The sequence below is a fragment of the Enterococcus sp. AZ101 genome (assembly GCF_050499005.1).
Lineage (GTDB): Bacteria > Bacillota > Bacilli > Lactobacillales > Enterococcaceae > Enterococcus_L > Enterococcus_L ureilyticus.
On record NZ_JBMHEZ010000001.1, the window covers coordinates 1496009 to 1520051 of the forward strand.

Consider the following 24043-nt stretch of genomic DNA (forward strand, 5'->3'; position numbering starts at 1 on the left):
TTTTCTAAATGTAAAGGAATTGAAAGTTACATTTTTTGATTTAAAACCATTATGTAAGTAAGGAGATGTCCTATGTCTTTTCCACAATTATATACAATCACTTCCTACTCGTTACTTTCCAGTACAATACGAATTCAACAATTTGTTCAGCAAGCTAAAAAGCTGGGCTACCAAACCGTTGGAATCACGGATATCAACGTACTTCATGGCGCAATCGAGTTTTTTGAAACCTGTATGAAGGAAGGGCTCAAACCGATTATTGGCTTAACAGTAGAATATACACCTCACAAGTCTGAACAATCTGCTCAACTATTGTTGTATGCAAAAGATTTAGAAGGGTACCAAAACTTGATGCGAATTTCAACGGCTAAGATGAATAGTGAAAAAATTTTCTATCTAGATGAAGTGAAAAACTACTTGAGTCATTTGTTCGCTGTAATGCCTTCTGACAAAGGAGAAGTTACTTTTGCCTTGAAAAGAAGTGTGGAGGAAGCGTCAGAGAGCTTAAACCGCTTAACCGATTATTTTGATCCAGCTTCCTTTTTTGCCAGTGCTTCTTTTACCTGTAATCAAGAAACAGATCCATTACTTTTTCAATTTTATGAAAGCCAAAACCAACCATTGATTGCATTACAAGAAACACGTTATTTAAATCGACAAGATGGTTTTGCGTTGAAAGTGCTAAGACATATCGATGAAGGCCAGCAGATGACTTTGAATGCTGAAGAAACGGAGATCGAAGGCCCTTTTTATCTAAGAAGTCAAAATGATGCTGTCGATCAACTAACAGTAAAGGTCAGCCAACAAGCTATTTCAAATGCAGAAAATATGGCTGCTGCTTGTACTGTAGAAATCCCCTTACATCAGCGTCTGTTGCCGCATTTTCCCATTCCAGATGGGAAGCAAGCAGGGGTATTCTTAAAAGAACTGTGTCTGCAGAAATTACCTGAGCGAATACCTGATGCTTCAATTGAGTATGAGCAACGACTGGAAAAGGAACTCACGATTATCCATACGATGGGCTTTGACGATTATTTTTTGATTGTTTGGGATGTGATGGCATTTGCTCATGATCGAAAAATCGTGACAGGCGCTGGTCGTGGTTCTGCTGCAGGTTCATTAGTTTCTTATGTCTTGTCAATCACTGATGTCGATCCAATTAAGTATGATTTGCTTTTCGAACGTTTTTTAAATCCCGAAAGACATTCGATGCCTGATATCGATTTAGATATTCCTGATAATCGCCGAGAAGAAGTATTGCAGTATGTTCGAGAGAAATATGGTCATTATCATATGGCTCAAATTGCGACATTTGGAACGATGGCAGCTAAAATGGTTCTAAGAGACGTGGCAAGAGTCTTTGGATTATCACAAAGTGAATCCAATCGATGGTCAAATTCGGTACCAAGTGCTCTGAAAATGACACTGGAAACGGCTTATAACGATTCGAAAAAACTCGTTGAATTAGTAAACTCTTCTGATACTAACCGTTTATTATATGATACAGCAGTTCGCCTAGAAGGATTGCCACGTCACGTATCGACACATGCAGCAGGTGTGGTGATTAGTGATCTTGATTTGATTGATATTGTTCCGTTGCAACCTGGATCAAATGATATCTTTCTTACGCAATTTACGATGAATGATGTTGAAAAAATCGGTTTGTTGAAGATGGATTTTCTAGGTTTGAGAAATTTATCAATTATTGATGATACGATCAAATCGGTTAAACGAGTCTATAAAAAAGAAGTGATTTTAAACCAAATTCCACTAGGTGATGAACAAACATTGGCTTTATTTAGAAGAGGTGAAACAAGCGGTGTTTTCCAGTTTGAATCGGCGGGCATCAGAAATGTTTTAAGAAAATTAGGTCCAACTAGTATTGAAGATATCGCAGCAGTCAATGCATTGTATCGACCAGGACCTATGCAAAATATTGATTTGTTTATTCGTAGAAAAAAAGGACAAGAACCAATTGAGTATCCAGATGCTGTTTTAGAACCAATTTTAAACAATACCTACGGCGTTATTGTCTATCAGGAACAAATCATTCAAGTTGCTTCAACGATGGCAGGCTTTAGCTTAGGGCAAGCAGATATTTTAAGACGAGCCGTCAGTAAAAAGAAAAAAGATGTGCTAGATGAAGAACGTAAACACTTTGTTGAGGGAGCAATGAAACAAGGGCATAGTGAGGAAGTCGCAACCACGATCTACGATTATATCGAACGCTTTGCGAATTATGGTTTTAACCGTTCACATGCATTTGCCTATTCTTTTATTGGATTCCAAATGGCCTATCTAAAAGTTCATTTCCCAGGAGCTTTTTATGCTGCTATACTCCATTCTGTTCGACATAATCCTACTAAAATCAAGGAATACATCGGTGAAGCTCGCAAAAGTAAGATGGTAATCATGCAACCTGCGATCAATTCTAGTCAGTATAGTTTTTACCTAAATAATGATGATCAAATCATGTTTGGCTTTAGCTCGTTGAAAGGAATACGTAGAGATTTTATCCAGAATATTTTAGATGAACGTAGAGAACATGGTCCGTTTAAAACGTTCAATCAATTTTTATTGCGTATTGACCGCAAATGGTTAAAAGCAGAAAATATTCAGCCACTAATCGCCATCGGTGCTTTCGATGAATTACAAGCGAATCGCCGGCAATTAGCAGTCGGTTTAGATAGTGAGATTCAAAACATTATTTACAGTGGTGGTAGTATGAACCTTTTAGAAGATACTTTGAAACTAAAAGAAGTAGAGGTAGCTGATTATTCGTTAGAAGAGAAATTAGAACAGGAAGAGCAATATTTAGGTGTCTATTTATCTGGGCATCCGACTGAAGAGTTTAAGAAAACTCGTTTAGCTAAACAAGTAATGTTAGTCAGCGATGTGGTTGAAAATCAAACGGCGCGTTTATTAATTTATGTGAAAGATGTCCGAGTGATTCGTACCAAAAAAGGAGAACAAATGGCCTTCGTAGAAGGGGATGATCTAACAGGTTCGTTATCTTTGACACTTTTTCCAGCAGTTTTCAGAACACTTCGTCAAACTGTTGAAAAAAATCAGGTTTATTTCGTCGAAGGTAAAGTAGAAAAAAGTAACTATAATCAAGAGTTGCAATTACTAGTCAATCAAATAGAAAAAGCGAGTGACATTGAAACTAGTATTAGTGCAACAACGTGTTACTTAAAAATTTCAGAAGCAAGAGACCAAAAAGAAGTTTTACACAGTATTCATGAAGTGCTGCAAAAGCATAAAGGAAATACGCCAGTAATCATTTACTTTGAAAAAAGCAACAAGAAATTAGTCTTAGGTGAAGAGAACTGGTTAAGTGAAACAATAGATGTAAAAGAACAATTAGAGGCAATATTGGGTAGTCAAAATGTTGTTTTCAAATGATTTACGGTAAAAACTACTAATTGTTTTCATCTTTTTTCAATTATTTCTTCTTAAATCAAGACATTTTGCACTATTAATGGTAAAATGAGTGACGTAATATTTTTGAGTAATGAATAACTGTAGCAAATCTTGTTGCAGCTTAAAAGTATATTATTATGAGGTGAAAGAACGAATGAAACGTATCGGTATTTTAACCAGTGGGGGAGACGCCCCAGGAATGAACGCTGCTATTCGTGCAGTGGTACGTAAAGGGATTTTTGACGGAATCGAAGTGTACGGCATTAACTACGGTTTTGCAGGTCTAGTAGCAGGCGATATCCGCCGTTTAGACATTGCAGATGTTGGCGACAAAATTCAACGTGGAGGAACTTTCTTATACTCTGCCCGTTATCCAGAATTCGCAACAGAAGAAGGACAATTAAAAGGAATCGAACAATTGAAAAAATTTGGTATCGAAGGCTTAGTTGTTATTGGCGGTGATGGTTCTTACCATGGCGCAATGGCACTTACTAAACGTGGATTTCCAGCCGTAGGTATTCCAGGAACAATCGATAATGATATCCCAGGGACTGATTTTACTATCGGTTTTGATACAGCGATCAATACCGTATTAGAATCAATTGACCGTATTCGTGATACTGCTACTTCACATGTACGTACATTCGTTATTGAAGTAATGGGACGTGGAGCAGGCGATATTGCTCTTTGGTCTGGTGTAGCAGGTGGTGCGGATGAAATCATCATTCCAGAGCATGATTTTGATATGGTCAATGTAGCACAACGAATTAGAGAAGGCCGTGATCGCGGTAAAAAACATTGTTTGATCATTTTAGCCGAAGGTGTTATGGGTGGAAACGAGTTTGCCGATAAACTTTCTGAACATGGCGACTTCCATACACGTGTTTCTATCTTAGGACATGTTGTCCGCGGTGGCTCACCAAGTGCCCGTGACCGTGTATTGGCAAGTAAATTTGGTTCTTATGCTGTCGAATTATTAAAAGCTGGAAAAGGTGGACAATGTATTGGGATGCTTGACAATCAAGTCGTTTCAGCTGATATCGTTGATACATTAGAAAACCACAAACACAAACCAGATTTATCACTTTATGATTTAAATCAAGAGATTTCTTTTTAAGAATACACTTGAAATTGAGTGTTATTTAAAGAAGCTCTTGAGGAAAATAGATAATCTTCATGACGTATAAACAAAAATGGAATAGGAGCGTTTGGTAATGAAAAAAACGAAAATCGTATGTACGATCGGACCAGCTAGCGAAACGGTAGATATGCTAGTAAACTTAATGAATGCAGGAATGAATGTTTGCCGTTTGAACTTCTCACATGGTGATTTTGAAGAACATGGCAACCGCATCAAAAATATTCGCGAAGCTGCAAAAATTACAGGTAAACGTGTAGCGATCTTGCTTGATACGAAAGGTCCTGAAATCCGAACTAATGAGATGGAAAATGGCGCAATTACTTTAAGAACGGGTGATTCAGTACGTCTTTCTATGACAGAAGTTTTAGGAACAAACGAAAAATTTTCAATTACTTACCCAGAATTAATTAACGATGTAAACGTTGGTTCTCATATTCTTTTAGATGATGGCTTGATTGATTTAGAAGTAACAGATATTGACCGCAAGGCTAACGAAATCGTTACTGAAGTGAAAAACGAAGGCGTATTAAAAAATAAAAAAGGCGTAAACGTTCCAGGTGTCTCTGTCAATCTTCCTGGTATCACTGATAAAGATGCTGCTGATATCCGTTTTGGGATTGAACAAGGTGTCGATTTCATCGCTGCAAGTTTCGTTCGTCGTGCAACTGACGTTTTAGAAATTACTAGAATTTTAGAAGAAGAAAACGCAACACATATCCAAATCATTCCTAAAATTGAAAACCAAGAAGGAATCGACAATATTGACGAGATCCTAAAAGTTTCTGATGGTTTGATGGTTGCTCGTGGCGACATGGGTGTTGAAATTCCAACTGAAGATGTTCCTGTTGTTCAAAAAGAATTGATCAAAAAATGTAACGCTTTAGGAAAACCAGTAATCACTGCAACTCAAATGCTAGATTCTATGCAACGCAACCCACGTCCAACACGTGCGGAAGCAAATGACGTTGCCAATGCAATCTATGACGGAACAGATGCAGTAATGCTTTCTGGTGAAACAGCTGCTGGAGATTACCCATTAGAAGCGGTTCAAACAATGGCTCGCATTGCTGTTCGTACTGAAGAAGCATTGATCAACCAAGATTCATTTGCATTGAAATTATACAGCAAAACAGATATGGCCGAAGCAATTGGTCAATCAGTTGGGCACACTGCTCGTAACTTGGGTATCCAAACTATTGTTGCAGCAACTGAATCTGGACACACTGCACGTATGATTTCTAAATATCGTCCAAAATCACACATCGTTGCTATTACGTTCACCGAACAAAAAGCGCGTAGCTTATCATTATCTTGGGGTGTTTATGCAACAGTTGCTGAGAAACCATCAAGCACAGATGAAATGTTCAATTTAGCAACACACACTTCTCAAGAAGAAGGGTTTGCAAGTGAAGGTGATTTGATCATCATTACAGCAGGTGTACCAGTCGGCGAAAAAGGAACAACGAACCTAATGAAGATCCAAATGATCGGTTCAAAATTAGTTCAAGGTCAAGGGATTGGTGAAGCTTCAGTAATTGCTAAAGCAGTTGTAGCGAATACAGCTGAAGAAGCAGTTGCCAACGCAACGGAAGGTTCTATCTTAGTTGTTAAAACAACGGATAAAGATTATATGCCTGCAATCGATAAAGCAATTGCTTTGGTCGTTGAAGAAGGCGGGTTGACTTCACATGCAGCAGTCGTTGCAATTGCCAAAGATATTCCAGTAATTGTTGGTGCAGCTGATGCAACAAACTTGATTACCAATGATGAGCTAATTACTGTTGATCCTCGTCGCGGCATTGTTTATCGTGGTGCCACAACAGCAATCTAAAACAACTAATTATACAGTTAAGAGAGTAGAAATGAATCATGCAAAGTGATTCATTTCTACTCTTTTTTATAGAATGTGAACAAAATTTCTTTATTTAAGAACGATTTATCTGAAAGGGCTATCAAAACGATTTCGTACATGGTAGAATGTAAATGTTACCAAATTATATTGAATACAGGAGTGATAGAATGAAAGCAGCTGTTGTAACAAATGAAAATAACGGAAAAGTAGAAATTAAGGATGTAGATATTAGACCACTTGAGGCTGGTGAAGCTTTAGTAGATGTTGAATACTGTGGTGTTTGTCATACAGATTTACATGTTGCTCATGGCGATTTTGGTGAAGTTCCTGGGCGTGTGATTGGTCATGAAGGCATCGGAATTGTTAAAGAAATCGCTCCAGGTGTTGAGAGTTTAAAAGTAGGAGATCGTGTTAGCATTGCTTGGTTTTTTGAGGGCTGTGGAACATGTGAGTATTGTATTACTGGTCGTGAAACGTTCTGCCGTCAAGTGAAAAATGCTGGCTTTTCAGTAGATGGTGCGATGGCTGAACAATGTATTGTCAAAGCGGATTATGCTGTTAAAGTGCCAGAGGGATTAGACCCAGCGCAAGCAAGCAGTATCTCATGTGCCGGTGTTACTTGTTATAAAGCAATCAAGGTTTCAGAAGTAAAACCTGGGCAATGGGTTGCTATCTACGGTATCGGCGGATTAGGTAATCTAGCGATTCAATATGCTAAAAATGTTTTTAATGCGAAAGTAATTGCAGTTGATATCAATGATGATAAGTTAGCGTTTGCTAAGGAATTAGGAGCTGATTTAGTTTGTAACCCGTTAACTGATGGTGATGCAGGCGCTTGGATTCAAGAAAAAGTAGGTGGTGCACATGCAGCAGTCGTTACAGCAGTGTCAAAAGTTGCCTTTAATCAAGCCGTTGATTCAGTGAGAGCTGCTGGAAAAGTGGTTGCAGTTGGTCTGCCGCCAGAAACGATGGATTTAGCAATTGTAAAGACTGTTTTAGATGGCATTCAAATCGTTGGTTCCTTAGTTGGAACACGTAAAGATTTAGAAGAAGCATTCCAATTTGGAGCAGAAGGAAAAGTAGTACCTGTCGTAGAAACACGCTGTTTACATGAAGTCAATGATATTTTTGAAGAAATGGAACAAGGAAAAATCAAAGGCAGAATGGTTGTCGATCTAAAAAAATAAAGTTAGTATGAAGTGAAAATAAATTAAATAGAACAGACCCTTAAAAGGAAGCGTGAATGTAGTGACCCCAAAAAGTTAGACTTTTTATAGAGTGGATTTTTCTACTCTATTTTTTATGCAGTTTTTTGATCGAACTGTCGAAACTCTACTGGACTTTTCCAGTTAAGTTTTTCTTTGATTCGATGATTATTATAATAATAAATATAGTTTTCAATTGCTCGTCTTAACTCATTTTGACTCCGATAGACTTTGCCATAATACAATTCTTGCTTTAGAATACTGAAGAAATTCTCCATAGGAGAATTATCTAAACAGGTTCCTTTCCGAGACATACTTTGAAAGATACGGTTGTCCTTTAATGTCTGTACATAGGTATTCATTTGATAAGCCCAGCCTTGATCAGAGTGGAAGGTGCGGCGATAAGGACAATCATTTGTTTGAGAAATTGCTTCTGCTAACCCTGCCATAACTGTTTTACCGTTTGGTTGAGTAGAAAGGCTGTAGCTTAGAATTTCACTGTTATACATATCCATAAACGGATCTAAATATAGTTTTTTCAGTCGAAGAATGCCCGCGTCATCTGTTTCATAGTATTTAAATTCAGTTGTATCCGTCGTGATTTTTTGATGAGAGACCGAAGTGTTGAATCTTCGATGAATCAAGTTTTTAGCTACTTTCCCAACGGTTCCCTTATATGAATTATATTTCCTAGATTTCTTGGTAAATGCGTTGACTTGTAACTGTAGCTTTTGAATTAATCGCTGTACTTTCTTTTTATTTACTTGGTATCCACGTCGTTTTAATTCTTGTGTCATTCTTCTATAGCCATAATGTTGATGTTCTTTACGAATTGCTTGAATTTCTTCTTCAATCATTTGTGTTGAAGTTGTTCTGTCGAGGCGTTTTTGCCAGTACATGTAAGTGGATTTTGGAAACCTTAGGGTTTCCAGAATATCTTTTAATCGAAAGTATCCTCGGAGGCTGTGAATGATTCGCGCGATTCGTTCATTTTTTGTTCGTCCTCTATACGCAGCCTCCTCAATTCTTTTAAATAGGCATTCTCAATTTTTAACATTCTATTTTCTTTTTCTAGTTTATCTAATTGAGATTGTTCACTTGGTAATGGTTGGATTTCATTTCGTTTCTTCTTAAACATTGTAGGTGGACGTCCTTTCTGTTTAGAGAGTCCATCTATACCAATCTTACGATAGGTTTTAAGCCAATTCGCAATCAATGATGGATTGTTCATTTTGAGAAGATTGGCTACTTCTTGGTAGGACAACTCTGTAGTTAAATACAACTCTATCGCATCTAACTTAAATTGAACAGAGTAATTCCTACATTTCCGACTACGAAGTAGTCCTTCTTCGCCTAATTCATTATACGCATGGATCCACTTTCTTATTTGAGTGTTAGAATTAAATCCATATTTTTTTGCTAAGCAATTTATTCCTCTTTTTTCTTCAAGATGCTCTTGAACAATTTTTAATTTGAATTCTAAACGATATTTTGCCATACAAAAAGACCTCCAAAAGTTAGATTTTTGGGTCTAACTTTTGGGGGTCGGCTCAGAATCTAACTTTTTAAGGGTCTTTTTTTATAATAAATATTTTTAGAATTTTGAATAAGTGCTTTGATAGCTTCTTAAAATGGATTCTGTTACTATTAATATTAAAATAGCAACAATCGTAGCGTGATTTAGATTTATTTAGGAGGAAACGTGATGAAAGAAAGTGCAAAAGCAGGAATTTCATTTGGGTGTGCATTAGCATTAGTCATTTCGTATGTGAATTGGCATAGTATTCTTTGGGCAGTATTTCATGGAGTCCTAAGTTGGGTTTATGTGATTTATTACGTGATTGTCTATGGCTTAAGTTAAAGAACAATTGATCTTTGATTATAATTTACAAGGCATGCCTCTGGAACCAGAAGAATATTTTTTTGAGATTAGAGCTATAATAATGAGATTTTTATTCATTCCTGTTTATTGAAAATTAAAAAAAATTTTAAACAATAGATTTTCAGAAAATTTCTGTTAATAACTGGACAAATTATGCTATAATTACATAATTAAGATGGGAGGTTTAGTGCAAATGGAATCCATTTCAAAAGATTTTGCCGTTCAGCTGTTAAACGATGATGCACAACGGATCATGATGTTGATCCGCAATCAAAAAAATAGCCTATGTATTTCCCAGTGTAAGGCTTTTGAGGAAGTCGTAGATACACAAATGTATGGTTTTTCTCGCCAAGTGACTTATGCTATTCGTCTAGGCATTTTAAGTTCAAAACAAGGACATCAATTGTTAAGCGATCTAGAAAAAGAACTCAATCAATTATATAGTGACGTTTATGAGGAAACTCAAGAAAAAAAAGAGATTGGCAAGGAGGTTTAAACTTTGCCGAACAAGATAAAAAAGAGGCATTTGTTAGACTATAGTATTTTGATCCCCTACTTAGTCCTTAGTGCGGTGGGTTTGATCATGGTGTACAGCTCAACCTCTTCTTTGCTCGTATCAAAAGGTGAACCGCCAACAGGCATGGTCATCACACAGCTACAATTTTGGCTTTTGAGTTTAGTAGCAATGTTTTTCATCTATAAGATGAAAACATCCGTGTTTCAAATCAAAGGATTTATTATGTTTGCGATCGTTGTCATTTCCGTGCTACTTTTAGCTGTTAGATTCACAAAATTAGGAGCAGAAATCAATGGTGCAAAGGGCTGGATCCAAATCGGTTCTTTTTCAATGCAGCCAGCGGAATACCTAAAGATCATGGTGATTTGGTATTTGGCGTATATTTTAGGACGAAGACAGAAATATATTGATAAAGAATTTAAGAAAGCTGTATTTAGACCAATGCTTTTGGTTGGTTTTTTAATTTTTCTTGTAGCAATTCAGCCCGACTTGGGGAATGCAGCAATTTTGACTTTATTAGTGATTATCATGGTACTTGCTAGTGGCGTTAATTATATGTATACCTATTTAGTTGGTGGTGCTGGGATTTTAGGAAGTATAGCAGTTATCCAAGCGTTACTTTTAACGGGTGGCAGCTTCATCCCAGAAAGATATCAATATGTTTATCAACGTTTTGCTATTTTTTTGAACCCATTTAAAGATGAGCGAAATGCTGGGCACCAATTAGCAAATTCTTACTACGCAATCAACAATGGTGGCTGGTTTGGAAAAGGATTGGGTAATAGTATTCAGAAAAAAGGTTTTTTACCCGAAGCCCATTCAGATTTTATTTTTGCGATTACCATTGAAGAATTAGGGTTATTGGTATCATTGATCATATTGGCGATTTTAATGTTTATGATTGCTAGGATCATCTTAGTCGGGGTACGCTCGAAGAAACCATTCAACTCATTAATGTGTATTGGAATTGGTTCAATGTTGTTATTACAAGTGTTTATCAATTTGGGTGGAATTACTGGGGTCATTCCTTTGACTGGCGTAACGTTTCCATTTCTAAGTCAAGGAGGAAATAGTGTTTTGATTATTTCAATCTCTGTAGCATTTGTATTGAATATCAGCGCAGATGAGAAGAAACAAAAAATGGACCAAGAATACCAAGTACTTGGTAATTAATCGATAAATGAAGGGGAACAATCGATCAAACAGAATTTTAATAAACAGGTAGGAGTGAAAAAATGAAAAAAGTTTTAGTAGCAAATCGTGGAGAAATTGCAATTCGAATTTTTAGAGCCTGTACAGAGATGCACATCGGGACAGTGGCAATCTATGCAGCAGAAGATGAGTATTCGGTTCATCGTTTTAAAGCAGATGAAGCCTATTTAGTTGGTAAAGGGAAAAAGCCGATCGAAGCTTACCTTGATATGGAGGATATTATTCGAATCGCTAAAAAATCTGGTGCTGATGCCATTCATCCTGGCTATGGGTTTCTTTCAGAAAATTTAGAATTTGCCCGTCTATGTGAAGAAGAAGGACTTATTTTTGTGGGACCTTCGCTACACCATTTGGATATTTTTGGAGACAAGATCAAAGCTAAAGAAGCTGCTGTTGCTGCAGGTATTGCTTCAATACCGGGTTCTGATGGTCCGGTCGACTCTGTCGAAGGCGTTTTAGAATTTGGCCGGACACATGGTTTTCCAATCATGATCAAAGCAGCTCTTGGCGGCGGTGGTCGCGGAATGCGAGTAGCCCATGATGAAAAAGAAGCGAAAGAAGGGTATGACCGCGCAAAAAGTGAGGCAAAAGCGGCCTTTGGTTCTGATGAAGTTTATGTCGAAAAATATATTTCTAATCCGAAACATATTGAAGTACAAGTATTAGGAGATACACATGGAAATGTTATTCATTTATTCGAAAGAGATTGCTCTGTTCAACGCCGTCACCAAAAAGTAGTCGAAGTAGCACCTTGTGTATCAATGAATGATGGAAAACGTAAAGAAATTTGTGAGGCTGCAGTTCAATTAATGAAACATGTTAAATACATTAATGCGGGAACAGTTGAATTTTTAGTTGAAGGAGAAAACTTCTACTTTATTGAAGTGAATCCACGTGTTCAAGTAGAACATACCATTACTGAAATGATCACAGATATCGATATTGTCGTATCACAATTGCAAATTGCTCAAGGCCTTGATCTACATAAAGATATGAAGATCCCACAACAGGAGAATATTGCATTGAACGGTGCTGCGATTCAGTGTCGGATCACCACTGAAGATCCTTTGAACAATTTTATGCCAGATACAGGAAAAATTGATACTTATCGTTCACCAGGTGGTTTTGGTGTACGTCTTGATGTAGGGAATGCGTACTCTGGGGCTGTTGTCACTCCTTATTTTGATTCGCTATTAGTAAAAGTTTGTACGCATGGCTTTACTTTCGAAAAAGCAATCCAAAAAATGGAACGTAGCTTGAGAGAATTTAGAATACGTGGAGTAAAAACCAATATTCCATTTCTACACAAAGTAATCGGTCATCCTGAATTTCAATCAGGTGAAGCGAAAACAACGTTTATTGACAATACACCGCAATTATTTGAATTTCCAAAATTAAGAGACCGCGGCAATAAAACCATGAAATATATTGGGGAAGTAACCGTTAATGGGTTTCCAGGTATTGAAAAATCAACGAAAAAATATTTTGATGCACCACGTATTCCAACCGATTTAGAATTACGTAGTGAGTATGTGACGGCAAAAAATATTCTAGATAAAGACGGAGCTCACGGCGTAGTTGATTGGGTCAAAAAACAAGAAAATGTTCTACTGACTGACACGACTTTCCGTGATGCCCATCAGAGTTTATTAGCAACTCGTGTCAGAACACAAGATTTCAAAGAAATCGCTCGTTTAACAGGCGAAGGATTACCTGAGTTATTCTCTAGTGAAATGTGGGGTGGCGCAACGTTTGATGTTGCCTATCGCTTCTTAAATGAAGATCCATGGCAAAGACTTCGCAAAATTCGTAAATTGATGCCAAATACTTTACTACAGATGTTATTTAGAGGCTCAAATGCTGTTGGGTACCAAAATTATCCGGATAATGTCATTGAGGAATTCATCAAAGAATCAGCAAGGCAAGGAATTGATGTTTTCCGTATTTTCGATAGCTTGAACTGGTTACCACAGATGGAAAAGAGTATTCAAACAGTTCGAGATACTGGGAAAATTGCAGAGGCCGCGATTTGTTACACAGCAGATATCAATGATCCTTCAAGAGCAAAATACAATGTCGAATACTATAAAAATATGGCCAAAGAGCTTGAAAAAATGGGTGCGCATATCATTGCAATCAAAGATATGGCGGGGTTATTAAAACCCCAAGCAGCCTATCGATTGATCAGTGAATTAAAAGATACAATTGATTTACCGATTCATCTGCATACACATGATACTAGCGGAAACGGCATCATTACTTACTCTGCTGCTACAAAAGCGGGGGTTGATATCGTAGACGTAGCAACCAGTGCAATGAGTGGTGCGACAAGCCAACCTAGTATGAGTAGTTTGTATTATGCACTAGTTAATGGTGATCGTACACCGGATGTTAATATTGATAATACGCAAAAAATCAATCATTATTGGGAAGATGTTCGTATGTATTACCAACCATTTGAAAATGGATTGAACGCACCTCAGACAGAAGTCTACATGCATGAAATGCCAGGTGGTCAGTATTCCAACTTACAACAACAAGCGAAAGCTGTAGGTTTAGGACACCAATGGGATGACATCAAAAAAATGTATCATACAGTAAACTTGATGTTTGGAGATATCGTAAAAGTAACGCCTTCTTCAAAAGTCGTTGGTGATATGGCACTCTTTATGGTCCAAAATAATTTAACTGAAGCAGACATCTATGAGAAGGGAGACGAATTAAGTTTCCCTGAATCTGTTGTGACATTTTTCCAAGGTGATTTGGGTCAACCAGTTGGCGGATTTCCAAAAGACTTGCAAAGAATCATCTTGAAAGGACGTCCAGCATTTACCGAAAGACCTGGAAGTTTGGCAGCGCCAGTAAAATTTGATAAAGTAAAAGTAGAATTAGCTGAAAAAATCGGCTATGAGCCGAAACTTGAAGAAATACTAAGCTACTTGATGTATCCACAAGTCTTTCTAGATTACCGCCAATCTTATCAAAATTTTGGGGATGTTACATTATTAGATACCCCAACATTCTTCCAAGGGATTCGTCAAGGCGAGTCGGTTGAAGTCCAAATTGAAAAAGGAAAGACTTTGATTATTCGTTTAGATGAAGTTGGTGATCCTGATATTGAAGGGAACAGAGTATTGTTCTTTAATTTAAATGGGCAACGTCGAGAAATTGTTATCAAAGATACTTCTATCAAATCATCTGTTCAAGCTAAACGTAAAGCAGAACCAACAAACAAAGAGCAAATTGGTGCAACAATGTCGGGCTCTGTTCTCCAAGTGTTAGTGAATAAAGGAGATAAAGTTAAAAAAGGGGATGCATTATTAGTAACAGAAGCAATGAAGATGGAAACAACGATTGAGGCGCGCTTTGATGGAATCGTTGAACATATTTATGTTTTTGAAGAGGAGCCAATTCGGTCAGGCGATCTCTTGATCGAAGTTAAAGAAAATTAAACGAAAAGTGGGGAAGAAGATGAAGCGAGTATTAGCTTTTCTAGGTGTTTTCTTAGTAGTCTTACTAGTTGGTTATTTACAACCGGTCTTTTTCCCTGCTGAAAAAACACGGCAAGAAGTAGAGGGTGGGAGGCATGCTGTCTCCCATACTGCTTTACCTTATGAAGAAATTCCAACATCAGGATATGCTGAATACATAGGTAAGAAGGCTGTTGATTTTACAGCTGATTTTGGGGAACCAATTGAGCAACAAAAATCTGGTATGGGTTATGAAGTACTGATATATGGAAAAAAAGATGCTGACTATCTAGAGATAACTGTAAAAGATGAAAAAATTTCTATGATCAAAGCCTTCAATGACTCAAAAGAAACGGCACCATTCTCAATTGGGATGAAATTATCAGATGTATCAGAATTAATGACGATCTATTCAAATTTTGCATTTACATATAAAGAAAATAAGTATAACATTGAACTGATGGAAGAAGATATGAACTATCGTCCATTGATTGCTTTTGATAATAAAACTTTTGCATTATTATTTTTTAACCATGGCACAAGTAAGCTTGCAGCAGTGACTTATTTAAATAAAGAAACTTTATTGACCTTGATGCCATATCAATTACTTGAAGGTGAAGTAATCCCATTTTCTACAGAGGAACAAATAATGGGATTTGATGCAGTTAAAAGCAATCAAGTGATTCGAATCATCAATTTATTAAGAATCAAAGAAGGCCTGCCAACCTATCGAGTGAACACTGAAAGTCAAAAAAATGCTCAAAAACTTTTTGAAGTTTTAAACAAAAATCAGAAAAATATTCTATCATCTGAGAGAGCAGAAAGTTGGCAATTCAGCAAAGAACAAATGGCCACAACGGCTATTTTTACACTAACAAATGAGGAGTATCAAAAATTATTGAAAGTTGGACAATTAGACAAGAAAAAGGCTACAGGTATGTATGCTGAACCCATCTATGATCCAACATTCACAGTACTTTCTTGGTTTTCAGATTCTTTGTACCACTCTAGGTTTTCTCATGAAGAGAAGGAAAATATTGGCGTTGCATTCTCTAAAGCAAGTATGTTAGTCTTAATGCAAGAAACTGAAAAAGAAATATCTCAAACAGAGGAAAGTGAATAAGTATGATAGTGACAGAAAAACTATTTGAAATAGAAGATCAGACAGAAAAGCTTGTTCAAGCGATTTTAACAAGTGAGAGTATGGATTCTTATAAAAAGAATCGTATGTCAATGTACGAGTCAAAAGATGTTCGAGAAAAGCAAAAGGCTTTTTTAGATGCAAAAGATTCTTTTGAACGGATTGAAGCCTATGGTAATCATGCACCGGATTTTCGAACAAAGCAACGAGCAGTTCGCCAAGCTAAAAGAGCATTGGATATGAGCGAAGAAGTTGCTGAGTTTCGATTTGCTGAAACAGAGATTCAGACAATTCTTGATTTAGTTGGTATGGCTGTCGCTAAAACAATCTCAGATGATATCAAAGTAGATGCTGGAAATCCTTTCTTTGAAAAAGGAAAACATTCAGGATGTGGGGGTAGTTGTCATGCAAGTTAGTGAAGAAAAAGAACTCACCATCCAAAAACGTCGTTGTTTAATTGTCTGGGTATACAGCCTAAAACAATTAAAAACATTAAAGCGTTATGGACTGATACATTATGTTTCTCGTCGAATGAAATATGTTGTGATATATATGGATGAAGAAGCAATCGAAAGCTCAGAAGCTAAAATAAATGGCTTGCATTTTGTTCGTAAGGTAGAACGCTCGTATCGTCCAGATGTAGAAATGAACTTTGCTGAAAAGATCGGTACAAAAGAAGCCTATCAGTATGAAAAAGAAGAAGGTTTTGAAGTAGAAGAATTAAGTACTAAAATTCGTTTAGCTGAAAATGTGTAAATTGAGATGGAAAATGTGAACGAACTTCAAACATTTTTCATCTTTTTTCTGTATATTTGTTATATGGTTAAAATAGATTGAAACAAGTGAAGGGGCGTTAAAAGATGCGAGTTATTTCTGGAGAATATGGCGGACGACGCTTAAAAGCGTTAGATGGTGACAACACTCGTCCAACAACTGATAAGGTAAAAGAATCAATTTTTAACATGATAGGACCATATTTTGAGGGTGGAACAGTCTTAGATTTGTATGCAGGGAGTGGTGGACTTGCAATTGAAGCTGTATCCAGAGGAATGGACCTAGGGGTTTGTATTGAAAAAAACTTTGCGGCGCTTAAAATCATTAAAGAAAACATTGAAGTAACAAAGGAACCTGAAAAATTTATGGTCAAAAAGATGGATGCGAATAAGGCAATAGATTTTTTGAAAGAAGAAAAAATAACGTTTGATTTAGTTTTGCTAGACCCACCATATGCTAAACAAGAAATTGAAAAACAAATTGATCGAATGATTGTCGGTGGATTACTAAAGCAAGAGGCAGTCATTGTATGTGAGACAGATAAATCTATTGAGCTTCCTGAAAGAATCAGTATACTGAAAAAAGCACGAGAAACAACCTATGGGATTACTCAGATAACGATTTACAAACAGGAGGTAAGACATGACTAGAATTGCTCTTTTTCCTGGAAGCTTTGATCCTTTGACAAATGGTCATCTCAATATGATTGAACGCAGTACTAAGATGTTTGATAAGGTCATTGTTGGTGTTTTTGTCAACACAAATAAAACAGCGCTGTTTACATTAGATGAAAAATTGATTCTGATAAAAGAAGCAGTAGCACATTTAAAAAATGTTGAAGTGATCGTCCAAGAAAGCAAACTCACTGTTGAAAGTGCTACCGAATTAGGCGCGGCTTTTTTAATTCGAGGGATAAGAAATGTGAAAGATTATGAATATGAGAAAGATATTGCTATAATGAACCGTCACTTAGCCCCTGAATTGGAGACTGTTTTTTTGTTAGCAGATGAACCCTATGCACACGTGAGCTCAAGCTTAATCAAAGAAGTGCTGAAATTTGGTGGAGATGTTTCGCAGTATCTACCTAAGTCTGTTAATCAAGCACTAAATCAAAAGAATCGTGAGATGAACCTAGATGAATAATACGCATGAAAAAAAATTATCAATCAAGTCGATGCTACCTTTTGTAGCAATCATTTTATTAATTATTGTTATGATTTTCCCAATTCCTTATTATATTGAAGGACCTGGTACAACTGAGAATTTAAAAGAGTTTGTGACGGTGGATAATAAAAAAGATTCAGAACCGGGTGCGTTTTATTTAACGACCGTTGGGGTTCGTAAAGCAACGTTGGCTTCTGCCTTAAAAGCAAAGTTTTCAGATTTTCAAGAGCTGGTCAGTAAAGAGGAATTGATGGGATCAAGTACAAATAGTGAATATGAACGAATTCAGCAATATTATATGGACTCTTCTAAAAATGCGGCAATCGAGCAAGCGTTGAAACTTGCTAAAGTTCCTTATGAAATGGCATTTAAAGGAGTTTATGTTTTAGCAGTTGATGACAATTCAAGTTTTAAAGGAAAAATTTCTGTCGGAGATACAGTCACAGGAATCGATGGAAAAACATTTAAAAGCAGTGAAGAGTTTGTCGATTACGTAAAGAAACAGAAAATCGGGCAAGAAGTTACTGTAAACTATTCGCAAGATGGTGTGTCTAAAGAAGCAACAGGAAAATTGATCGAACTGTCGACAGATAAAAAAGCTGGAATCGGCATTGGCTTGACAGATCATACTGAGATCAATTCTTCTATTCCGGTTGAAATCGATGCTGGGGATATTGGCGGTCCTTCAGCTGGTCTGATGTTCACTTTGGAAACATATGAGCAACTAACGCAAAAAGGAATTCGTAAGGGACACAAGATTGCTGGAACCGGCACAATTAATACTGACGGCGTTGTCGGACGGATTGGTGGCATTGATAAGAAAGTAGTCACTGCTAGCAAAAACGAGACAGAAATCTTCTTTGCTCCAGACGATGAAATTACTAAAGAAATGAAAAAAGCAGAACCAGGTATCAAAACGAACTATGAAGAGGCGAAAGCTGCTGCTGAGAAAATTGGCACAAAAATGAAAATCGTTCCTGTAAAAAATGTACAAGATGCACTAGATTACCTAGCCACATTAAAAGAAAAATAAATAAGTAGTATTAGCTAGAATCTATTCTAGCTAATACTACTTATTTTTATGTTGACACTAGCCTATGAGATTAAATGAAACAACATGCTACTTTTTATAACAATAGCTGTGGAAAGGTCAAAGATAAATTTAAACGGACCAATATGAAAAAAGCCACCTAAAGCAAAGAGCAGTAAAACGATTGCAGCTAAAATGTTAAAAAAGTAAAAAGTGACTTTATACGCCAAGATAGGGTTGTTAACAACTCTATCAAATGTTCGTTTGCGATATATTTTCTCCGTAACCAGAATGGTTTGCAGTGCTGGAATTTCCAGCAATTGCCGTTTTAAAATATCTGCATCACGTTGGCCTAACAACTCTGAAAAAATATGGTTTTCAGATTCAAAGTCGAAAGTGTAGGTATAAAGAGCAACACGTTTAGGTGGAAAAGACTCGTCCCAATCAAAATAGGTCATTTTATTTTCTTTAAGTGTGATGGCTTTGATCGTTGAATAGGGATAGCTAAAAAAAGTTCGTTGATCTAAAAATTCAATGATTGTTGTAAAAATCATTTTTTTATTCGTAAAAATCAACAACCTGTTGCCCCTAAGATCATTAAAATCTTTTACATACGCTTTTGCTTCGGGCGATTCAGGATGATACATTCCCATTAGACCCAGGCCTACGACAGAAGCATTTTGTCCATCATTTGTCATTGGCAAGTACGCATGGATTTCCTCTCCTTCCTCAAGGTAGGGCTTGATTTTCTCAATAAAGCTTTGAAGAAATATATACATTTTGGTTTGATTGAATAAATTCCTTTTTTGTTGAGCATTAAGTTCCTTTGTTGAACGATTATTTATTTCATTATTAAACTGATTAATGACTGTTTTGAATGGATTAACCATTTTAAATTCCTCCTTAAAATAAAAGTGTAGCAGGTGCTTTTGCCACAATCGGATTTTATCTTTTTTTAAGCCAGATAGTCCGATGGGCGGATCAAAATAATTCTTTAATCTTTTTTCTCCCACGTGACAGATGATTATAAACCTGTGAAACCTCCATTTTTAAATCTTTGGCAATATCATTAGGACTATCTTGATAATAATAGTATTTTAGAAAAATCAATTGATCCTCTTCCGTTAGATGTTTTAATAAATCTAAGAAATTTTCTTTCTCAAAATAGTCTTCGACTAAAGTGTTTTCTGGTAGCTGATCCATCGGAATAATATTTCGTTCACGGATGATCACACGTTTTTTATCTAAACAAATGTTGCGTGTTAGGGTCAGACACCATGTTTTTAGACTACTTTTTTGTGCGTCATAGTGATCAATTTTTTGCCAAATACGATAAAACACCTCATTTTCAACTTCTTTACGATAAGTTATCTCATCAGAATGATTCAAAATTGCGCGGATGCATTTAACGATATCTGTACCTAAAAGATCAATCAATTTTTCTAACCCCAAAAAATCTTTACCAATTAATAACGCTACAATTTCCTTCTCCATCTCTTTATCACCTTCTTACTCTATTATACGATCAAATTTGTTCTTTTCTATCATGAAAAAATAGAAATAACGCGTATATTAATTTTGAAGGGAGGAAATGATGGATTTTCGTAGGTTATTAGATAAAGATAAGTATTATACAATTGCTGTTAGCATGATTGTTATTATTGTTAGCGTTGTTTTTTTATTTTTGTTTGTTCAAAAAAATCAAAAAGAAGTTTCCGAAGCTGAACGAACCATGACCTCAATAATTTCAACTCATTCATCAGAAGCTGAATCGTCTTCTCAGCAACTATACGTCGATATAAAGGGCGCTGTTAAAAAACCAGGGATGTACGAAGGGAACGCAAATATGCGAGTCTGGGACGCGGTAATGCTTGCAGGAGGGGTCAGTGATGAAGCTGATACAAAGTACGTCAATTTTTCTGAACGGGTTGTTGACCAGATGGTGATTTACGTTCCAAAAGTAGGGGAAGAAGTTCAAAGTAGTACAAGCAAAGCTGACTCTCAAAATGGAGCAATGAACGATACAAGCAAAGTCAATCTTAATCAAGCTAGCGAAAGTGAACTACAAAATTTACCAGGTATTGGTCAAAAAAAAGCGCAGGAAATCATTCGCTATCGGGAAGAAAATGGAGGTTTTAAAAAGATCGAAGATTTAAAAAACATTTCAGGTTTTGGTGAAAAAACGTTTGAAAAACTAAAAGATTTGATTACTTTATAAAAATTGATGACGATTTTCAAAAAAGAGAAAATAATTATTTTACAAATATCATGTATAGGTTCTTGACGAGACTTTTTCTATAATTTACTATTTGTATAACCTAATATTAAATTGAAATCAGCAAAATGAATTTTAGAAAATAAATAATCATTAAAAAGGAGTAAAATATGACATTAGAGAGAATCCCTTGGGATCAATATTTTATGGCACAAAGTGTTTTGTTGTCGTTAAGAAGTACGTGCACAAGATTAGAAGTAGGCGCAACCATTGTTAGAGATAAACGAATTATTGCTGGCGGATATAATGGTTCAGTTAGTGGTGATGTTCATTGTATCGATGATGGCTGTTATATTGTTGATGGCCATTGTGTCAGGACAATCCATGCAGAGATGAATGCCGTTTTACAGTGTGCTAAATTTGGTATCCCGACAGAGGGAGCTGAGATTTATGTAACGCATTTTCCTTGTCTACAATGCACTAAGATGATTTTACAAGCAGGAATCAAAAAAATTCATTACTTAAAGGATTATCGCAATGATGAATATGCTTTAGCTTTGATCAAACAAGTAGGAGCTACAGTAGATCAAGTCAGTTTATCTAAGAAGTATTTTGCTGAATTACAATTAGGAGAAGATGAGATTGCTTCAGTGGAAGAAGCACCTCAAGCTGATCAATAATTACTGGATTTTTCCAGTCTTAGTAATAATAGGAACTGTTTTTTTAGTTTTAGAACCAACTCTATTAACAGGAATTGTTTGGTTTTATATAATTAGTCGAGTCCTCTATACTGGAAACAAATGGATTATTGGTGCTAGTTTTTTATGTATGTGTATTATGATCGTTTCCTGTGTAAGGATTTTGAGAAAAGAAGAACTAGAGAAATTTCCAGAAACACACCAAATAATTGGAGACTTATCTGTATTACCCGATCAAGTTAAAATCGATGGTGATCGCCTCCAATTAGAGGGGAATATTACGATATCTAATAAAGAAAAGCGGAAGATTGTCGCATTTTATCGATTGACCTCTGAACAAGAAAAGCAAAGTTGGCAAAAAGTAAATCAGCCATTGAAAGTCAATATTTCAGGTGAATTTGAAACCCCTATGTCAAAAACAAATTTGAATGGGTTTGATTATCGAAACTATTTAAAAGAAAATGGGATCTATCAAACATTGACGATTGAGAAGATACATAAAATTCAAGAAGAGAGACCAAAATTTTATGAACTCTTAGCTTGGTTAAGTAGCTATCGAAAAAAAGGAATCGATCACTGTGATAAAACATTTTTAAAAGAGACGACCTTATATCTTAAAACATTGATTTTTGGGTTTAAATCAAGTGAATTTTCTCAAAAAGAAGGAATGTTTTCAAATTTAGGTATTCTTCATTTATTCAGTTTATCTGGAATGCATGTAACTTTTTTTATTGGACGTTTTCGGTATATATTTTTAAAATGTGGACTTACCTTAGAACAATTATTTTGGTTACAATTACTATTTTCAATTGTGTATGCAGGCTTCACTGGCTTTTCAACTAGTGTTGTTAGAGCATTGCTTCAGTGTATGCTGGTTTTGAGTAATCGAGAATTTAAATGGCAGCTATCTGCATTGGATTGTTGGAGTTTAACCTTGATGCTATGTTTATTTTTTCAACCGTATCTTCTTTTTTCCGCAGCTGGTCAATTAAGTTATGGTTTATCTTTTTTTATTTTATTTGTCTATCCTATTGTAAGAAAAGTCAGCAATCGTTATTTGCAAACGTATTATTTTTCTCTATTGTTAAATCTGACGATCATTCCGTTGGTGGGGTTAACATTTTTTGAATGGCAGGTAACGAGCAGTGTATATACATTTTTATTAGTGCCTGTTTTTGAACGATTTATGTTGCCAGTATTAAGTATTAGTTTACTTAGTTCATTCCTACTGAAAGCTACTTTTATCATTGATACCTTGGAAATTTATTTTTCTGTCCAACAATCATTTTTTGAATGGTTAAGTCAAAATACTACTCACACCATTGTTACAGGGGTATTTTCACCTATACTTTTTCTCGTAATGCTTTCGCTGATGCTTCTATTTTTGCATATGTTGTTAAACCAATCCAAACAAGTATATTTGGTTGGAATTGCGCTATTCTTGTTGATGTATAGCAAATATGTATCACCAAATGGTACAATTGCCTTTATTGATGTTGGACAAGGAGACAGCATATTTATACAGACCCCCTTTCATCAAGAAAATATATTGATTGATACTGGTGGGAAATTGGACTATAAAAAGGAAAAGTGGGCGACTAAAACAAAGCAAACAAGCAATGCAGATTATTCAGTAATTCCGTATTTGAAAAGTAAAGGTGTTAAGTATCTAGATAAAGTATTGATTACTCATGGACACATCGATCATTTTGGTGATTTAGTAGCAATTAATGAGAAAATTCCAATTCGTTCCATTTATTTTCCTGTTGGCACAGATAAGAAAATAGCTTTTTTCTCTATGATTGAGTACTTAAAAAAGAGTGGAACGAAATGTTATCCAATTTTAATTGGAGATTCAGTTAGTGATCATATTCCACTGAAAACCCTTGCCCCAGATCATTTAGGCACTGGAGAAAATAAAGACTCAATTGTAGTTTATACAAAAGTTGCTGGGCGAGGTTTCCTATTTACAGGAGATTTAGAAAAAGAGGGAGAGGAACAGTTAGTAAAACAATTTCCAGCCTTGAAGGTTGATGTACTTAAAGTTGGACATCATGGCAGTAAAACGTCATCTACTCCTTTGTTTATTCAAAGTATTGAGCCAAAGGAGAGCATTATTTCTTGCGGGCGTAATAATAGATTTAATCATCCTCATAAAGAAACTATAGAAACATTAAAGCAATTTAAAATCAAACAGTTTCAAACAAATAAAAATGGCATGATTTATTATGAATGGACTCCGTTTTCAGATATGTCTCCAGCTAAAACAATCCTGAAAGAAGACTAGCAATTCTTAAAATGACATGATAGGATTGAAAA

At 35.9% G+C, this 24043-nt stretch carries 20 protein-coding genes; 17 read left to right on the forward strand and 3 right to left on the reverse strand.

Translation table 11 applies throughout. The annotated features are described in order from the left end of the window. Nucleotides 1-72: 72 nt before the first annotated feature. The 4 genes from dnaE (at nt 73) to adhP (ending at nt 7603) form a co-directional block, all read left to right on the forward strand. Nucleotides 73-3405, forward strand: a complete 3333-nt coding sequence (gene dnaE, locus IGJ50_RS07130; protein WP_429949647.1) for a DNA polymerase III subunit alpha — start codon at nt 73-75, stop codon at nt 3403-3405. Nucleotides 3406-3577: 172 nt separating this feature from the next. Then, the gene (gene pfkA, locus IGJ50_RS07135; RefSeq protein ID WP_010772717.1) at nt 3578-4540 is read left to right on the forward strand and encodes a 6-phosphofructokinase; all 963 of its coding nucleotides are present in this window, start codon (nt 3578-3580) and stop codon (nt 4538-4540) included. A 97-nt stretch (nt 4541-4637) separates the two neighbouring features. Further along, entirely contained in the window at nt 4638-6395 is a 1758-nt protein-coding gene (gene pyk / locus IGJ50_RS07140; RefSeq protein WP_069640816.1) for a pyruvate kinase, read from the forward strand. A gap of 188 nt (nt 6396-6583) precedes the next feature. Next, nucleotides 6584-7603, forward strand: a complete 1020-nt coding sequence (gene adhP / locus IGJ50_RS07145; RefSeq protein ID WP_207120520.1) for an alcohol dehydrogenase AdhP — start codon at nt 6584-6586, stop codon at nt 7601-7603. Nucleotides 7604-7716: 113 nt separating this feature from the next. Here the strand turns inward: adhP and IGJ50_RS07150 are convergent. Continuing rightward, nucleotides 7717-9119, reverse strand: a protein-coding gene (locus IGJ50_RS07150) for an IS3 family transposase (protein ID WP_429949650.1) whose coding sequence is annotated in 2 segments (ribosomal slippage) — nt 7717-8573 and nt 8573-9119 — 1404 coding nt in all. Because the reading frame shifts where the segments join, the coding sequence is not laid out codon by codon here. Nucleotides 9120-9326: 207 nt separating this feature from the next. Here IGJ50_RS07150 and IGJ50_RS07155 point away from each other — a divergent pair. The 10 genes from IGJ50_RS07155 (at nt 9327) to IGJ50_RS07200 (ending at nt 18814) form a co-directional block, all read left to right on the forward strand. Then, nucleotides 9327-9482, forward strand: coding sequence for a hypothetical protein (locus IGJ50_RS07155; protein ID WP_167351682.1), 156 nt, complete (start codon nt 9327-9329; stop codon nt 9480-9482). A 214-nt stretch (nt 9483-9696) separates the two neighbouring features. Next, nucleotides 9697-9999, forward strand: a complete 303-nt coding sequence (locus tag IGJ50_RS07160; RefSeq protein WP_010772713.1) for a YlaN family protein — start codon at nt 9697-9699, stop codon at nt 9997-9999. Between the two features lie 3 nt (nt 10000-10002). Beyond that, on the forward strand, nt 10003-11193 hold the full coding sequence (locus IGJ50_RS07165) for an FtsW/RodA/SpoVE family cell cycle protein (RefSeq protein ID WP_069640814.1): 1191 nt from the start codon (nt 10003-10005) through the stop codon (nt 11191-11193). 62 nt (nt 11194-11255) lie between these two features. Continuing rightward, complete coding sequence (locus IGJ50_RS07170) at nt 11256-14684, forward strand: pyruvate carboxylase (RefSeq protein ID WP_207121870.1); 3429 nt, start codon at nt 11256-11258, stop codon at nt 14682-14684. 19 nt (nt 14685-14703) lie between these two features. Then, a complete protein-coding gene (locus tag IGJ50_RS07175; RefSeq protein WP_429949654.1) occupies nt 14704-15825 on the forward strand; it encodes a CAP-associated domain-containing protein in 1122 nt (373 codons plus the stop codon). A gap of 2 nt (nt 15826-15827) precedes the next feature. Continuing rightward, entirely contained in the window at nt 15828-16259 is a 432-nt protein-coding gene (locus tag IGJ50_RS07180) for a YlbF family regulator (RefSeq protein WP_069640811.1), read from the forward strand. After that, entirely contained in the window at nt 16249-16599 is a 351-nt protein-coding gene (locus tag IGJ50_RS07185) for a YlbG family protein (RefSeq protein WP_429949656.1), read from the forward strand. Before IGJ50_RS07180 ends, IGJ50_RS07185 begins: the two co-directional genes overlap by 11 nt. 104 nt (nt 16600-16703) lie before the next feature. After that, nucleotides 16704-17267 carry a 16S rRNA (guanine(966)-N(2))-methyltransferase RsmD gene (gene rsmD / locus IGJ50_RS07190; RefSeq protein ID WP_429949658.1) on the forward strand — a complete coding sequence of 188 codons (564 nt, stop codon included), beginning with the start codon at nt 16704-16706 and terminating at the stop codon, nt 17265-17267. Beyond that, complete coding sequence (coaD, locus tag IGJ50_RS07195) at nt 17260-17760, forward strand: pantetheine-phosphate adenylyltransferase (protein WP_069640808.1); 501 nt, start codon at nt 17260-17262, stop codon at nt 17758-17760. Before rsmD ends, coaD begins: the two co-directional genes overlap by 8 nt. Then, a complete protein-coding gene (locus IGJ50_RS07200; protein ID WP_429949660.1) occupies nt 17753-18814 on the forward strand; it encodes a SepM family pheromone-processing serine protease in 1062 nt (353 codons plus the stop codon). Before coaD ends, IGJ50_RS07200 begins: the two co-directional genes overlap by 8 nt. Before the next feature lie 62 nt (nt 18815-18876). On the opposite strand, the gene IGJ50_RS07205 is transcribed toward IGJ50_RS07200, so the two are convergent. Both IGJ50_RS07205 and IGJ50_RS07210 read right to left on the reverse strand, forming a co-directional pair. Then, nucleotides 18877-19701, reverse strand: a complete 825-nt coding sequence (locus IGJ50_RS07205; RefSeq protein ID WP_069640806.1) for a hypothetical protein — start codon at nt 19699-19701, stop codon at nt 18877-18879. Nucleotides 19702-19792: 91 nt separating this feature from the next. Next, on the reverse strand, nt 19793-20305 hold the full coding sequence (locus IGJ50_RS07210) for a sigma-70 family RNA polymerase sigma factor (RefSeq protein WP_207121587.1): 513 nt from the start codon (nt 20303-20305) through the stop codon (nt 19793-19795). 97 nt (nt 20306-20402) lie between these two features. On the opposite strand from IGJ50_RS07210, the gene IGJ50_RS07215 reads away from it, so the two are divergent. From IGJ50_RS07215 to IGJ50_RS07225, 3 genes are all read left to right on the forward strand, one after another. Continuing rightward, nucleotides 20403-21029 carry a helix-hairpin-helix domain-containing protein gene (locus tag IGJ50_RS07215; RefSeq protein WP_340689701.1) on the forward strand — a complete coding sequence of 209 codons (627 nt, stop codon included), beginning with the start codon at nt 20403-20405 and terminating at the stop codon, nt 21027-21029. A gap of 167 nt (nt 21030-21196) precedes the next feature. Next, complete coding sequence (locus tag IGJ50_RS07220) at nt 21197-21706, forward strand: ComE operon protein 2 (RefSeq protein ID WP_207121586.1); 510 nt, start codon at nt 21197-21199, stop codon at nt 21704-21706. After that, complete coding sequence (locus tag IGJ50_RS07225) at nt 21669-24011, forward strand: DNA internalization-related competence protein ComEC/Rec2 (protein WP_429949663.1); 2343 nt, start codon at nt 21669-21671, stop codon at nt 24009-24011. The genes IGJ50_RS07220 and IGJ50_RS07225 overlap by 38 nt, the downstream gene beginning before the upstream one ends. Nucleotides 24012-24043 lie beyond the last annotated feature (32 nt).